At 69.9% G+C, this 3,415-nt stretch carries 3 protein-coding genes; all 3 read left to right on the top strand.

The features are described 5' to 3' along the window. A partial coding sequence (locus tag GT354_RS28950) for a molybdopterin dinucleotide binding domain-containing protein (RefSeq protein ID WP_161359324.1) occupies nucleotides 1-2,178 on the top strand: 2,178 nt, incomplete at its 5' end. A 2-nt stretch (nucleotides 2,179-2,180) separates the two neighbouring features. Continuing rightward, a complete protein-coding gene (locus GT354_RS28945; protein WP_161359323.1) occupies nucleotides 2,181-3,059 on the top strand; it encodes a 4Fe-4S dicluster domain-containing protein in 879 nt (292 codons plus the stop codon). After that, a partial coding sequence (gene nrfD, locus GT354_RS28940; protein WP_161359322.1) for an NrfD/PsrC family molybdoenzyme membrane anchor subunit occupies nucleotides 3,056-3,415 on the top strand: 360 nt, incomplete at its 3' end. The genes GT354_RS28945 and nrfD, both read left to right, overlap by 4 nt.

Below are 3,415 nucleotides of genomic sequence, written 5' to 3'. Positions count from 1 at the left end.
GTGGCCGAGGCCGGGCGCGGCGAGTCGCACGGTTCGGGCGGCGCGCAGATGCACGCGGACGCCCCGCGCGACGACACGCTCACCCATCCGCGTTGCGTGTACCAGGTCCTCAAGCGCCATTTCGCCCGCTACACACCGGAGTTCGTCGAGGAGACCTGTGGGGTCGCGCCCGCGACCTTCCTGCGGGTGTGCCGGGCCCTGACCGAGAACTCCGGCCGCGAGCGCACCGCGAGCTTCGTGTACGCGGTGGGGTGGACCCAGCACTCGGTCGGCGCGCAGTACATTCGCGCGGCGTCGATCCTGCAACTGCTGCTGGGCAACGTGGGTCGGCCCGGCGGGGGCATCCAGGCGCTGCGCGGGCACGCGAGCATCCAGGGATCGAGCGACATTCCGACCCTGTTCGATCTGCTGCCCGGCTACCTGCCGATGCCGCACGCGCACGTCGACGCGGACCTGGACGCGTACATCGAGGCGATGGTGGCGGACAAGGGCTACTGGGCGGACATGCGCAAGTACACCGTAAGCCTGCTCAAGGCGTACTTCGGCGACGCGGCGACCGCCGACAACGACTTCTGTTTCGGCCATCTGCCCCGGCTGACCGGCTCGCACAGCACCTACGACACGGTGATGGCGCAACTGGACGGGGTCTGCAAGGGCTTCTTCCTGATGGGCGAGAACCCGGCGGTGGGGTCGGCCAACGCGCGCATGCAGCGGTTGGGGATGGCCGAGTTGGACTGGCTCGTGGTGCGCGACTTCTCGCTGATCGAGTCGGCGACGTGGTGGCGGGACGGGCCGGAGATCGAGACGGGAGAGTTGCGCACCGAGGAGATCGGCACCGAGGTGTTCTTCTTCCCGGCCGCGTCGCACACCGAGAAGTCCGGCTCGTTCACCAATACCAACCGCTGGTTGCAGTGGCATCACCAGGCGGTCGAACCGACCGGCGACGCGCGTAGCGACCTGTGGTTCATGTACCACCTGGGCCGGCTGATTCGCGCCGAACTCGCCGATTCGACCGATCCGATGGACCGGGCGGTGCTCGACCTGACCTGGGACTATCCGACCGAGGGACGCTACGACGACCCGAGCGCGGAGGCCGTTCTCGCGGAGATCAACGGCTTCGGGCCGAACGGCGAACACCTGTCCGCCTACACCGAGTTGGCGGACGACGGATCGACGTCGTGCGGCTGCTGGATCTACTGCGGGGTGTACGCGGACGGGGTCAATCAGTCCGCGCGGCGCAAACCGCACACCGAGCAGGACTGGATCGCGGCCGAGTGGGCGTGGGCGTGGCCGGCGAACCGGCGCATCCTGTACAATCGCGCCTCGGCCGACCCGGACGGCAGGCCGTGGAGCGAACGCAAGGCGCTGTTGCGGTGGGACGCGGACGCGGGGAAGTGGACCGGGCCCGACGTGCCGGACTTTCCGCCGGACAAGGCGCCGCACTATCGCCCTCCGGAGGGGGCGCGCGGCGCCGAGGCGTTGGCGGGCGACGACCCGTTCGTCATGCAGTCGGACGGCAAGGGCTGGTTGTTCGCTCCCGCCGGGCTGGTGGACGGGCCGCTGCCCACGCATTACGAGCCGCAGGACTCGCCGTTCGTGAATCCGCTGCATCCGCAGCACTCGCGTAATCCGGTCCGTCAGGTGTTCAATCGGCGGCACAACCGCTCGCATCCGAGCGGGGACGAGCCCGGCAGTGACGTATTCCCGTTCGTGGTGACCACGCATCGGCTCACCGAGCATTTCACCGCCGGTGGGATGAGCCGCTGGGTGCCTTATCTGGCCGAGCTGCAACCGGAGTTCTTTTGCGAGGTGTCGCCGGAGCTGGCGGCCGAGCGCGGCCTCGACCACATGGGCTGGGCGACCGTGGTGACCGCTCGCGCGGCGATCGAGGCCCGGGTGATGGTCACTCGACGGATGCGTCCGCTGTCGGTGCGCGGGCGAACGCTGCATCAGATCGGGCTTCCGTTCCACTGGGGGCCCAACGGGATGAGTCGAGGCGACGCGGCCAACGAGCTGGCCTCGATCACGCTCGATCCGAACGTGCACATCCAGGAGGTCAAGGCGATGAGCGCGGACATCCGGCCGGGGCGGCGTCCGCGCGGGCCCGAGCTGTTGCGGTTCGTCGCCGACTATCGCCGCCGGGCGGGAATCACCGAGCAGACGGGGACGGAGGTCTGACGATGGTTCAGTTCATCGGTGGCATCGGTCGCGGGCCACAGGATCCGGCGGGCGAGGCGGGTTGGGGCGGCGAACACCCGCCGCGCATGGGCTTTTTCACCGACACGTCGGTGTGCATCGGGTGCAAGGCGTGCGAGGTCGCCTGCAAGGAGTGGAACGCTCTGCCGGCGGACGGGCTCGCCTTGACCGGGATGTCCTATGACAACAGTGTCGGGTTGGGCGCGAGCACGTGGCGGCACGTCGCCTTCATCGAGCAGGAACGGCCGGTGGGGGTCGAGGAGGGCGCCGAGGGTGGGGGCGGCGGCGACTCGATGCGTTGGTTGATGTCGTCGGACGTGTGCAAGCACTGCACGCACGCCGCGTGTCTGGACGTGTGCCCCACCGGATCGCTGTTTCGCACCGAGTTCGGCACCGTCGTCGTCCAGCAGGACATCTGCAACGGCTGCGGCTACTGCGTACCGGCGTGCCCGTACGGCGTGATCGACCAACGGCCCGAGGACGGGCGGGTGTTCAAGTGCACGATGTGCTACGACCGGCTCGGGGTGGGCGCCGAACCGGCGTGCGCGAAGGCGTGTCCGACCGAGTCGATCCGATTCGGCCCGCTCGACGAGTTGCGCGCGGCGGCCGCGACGCGCGTGACGGAACTGCATGCCGAAGGCGTTCCCGAGGCTCGTTTGTACGGACATGATCCCGAGGACGGGGTGGGCGGTGACGGCGCGTTCTTCCTGCTTCTGGACGAGCCCGAGGTGTACGGGCTGCCGCCGGACCCGGTGGTGACCACGCGCGACCTGGCCGCGATGTGGAAGCACGCGGGCGCGGCGGCGCTCACCCTGGCGGCCGGGGTCGCGGCCGCGTTCGTGTCCCGAGGAGGACGGCGATGACGCGTGGCGAGGCCCGGATGGTGCCCAAGGTCGAGACCACGTCGTACTACGGCCGACCGATCATCAAGGCGCCGACCTGGGCGGCGACCGACATCGCCGGCTACGTCTTCCTGGGCGGCCTTGCGGGCGCGTCGTCGTTGCTCGCGGCGGGCGCGGAGGCGACCGGGCGGCCGGCGCTCGCGCGGGTGGGCAAAGTGGCGGCGCTGGGCGGGATTTCGCTGTCCGCGGCGGCACTCGTGCACGATCTGGGTCGGCCGGAGCGCTTCGGCAACATGCTGCGCGTGTTCAAGCCGACGTCGCCGATGAGCATGGGGTCGTGGCTGTTGGCGGCGTACGGTCCGGCCGCGGGCCTGGCC

Origin of the sequence: Streptomyces sp. SID3343 (assembly GCF_009865215.1) — a bacterium.
In the GTDB taxonomy this organism is placed as follows: domain Bacteria; phylum Actinomycetota; class Actinomycetes; order Streptomycetales; family Streptomycetaceae; genus Embleya.
The sequence above is the reverse complement of the archived record's forward strand: the minus strand, read 5'-3'. Positions and strand labels throughout refer to the sequence as shown.

Bases quoted from the DNA above. Each gene is read 5' to 3' on its own strand.
- GT354_RS28945 (WP_161359323.1), top strand. From the start codon at position 2,181: ATGGTTCAGTTCATCGGTGGCATCGGTCGCGGGCCACAGGATCCGGCG.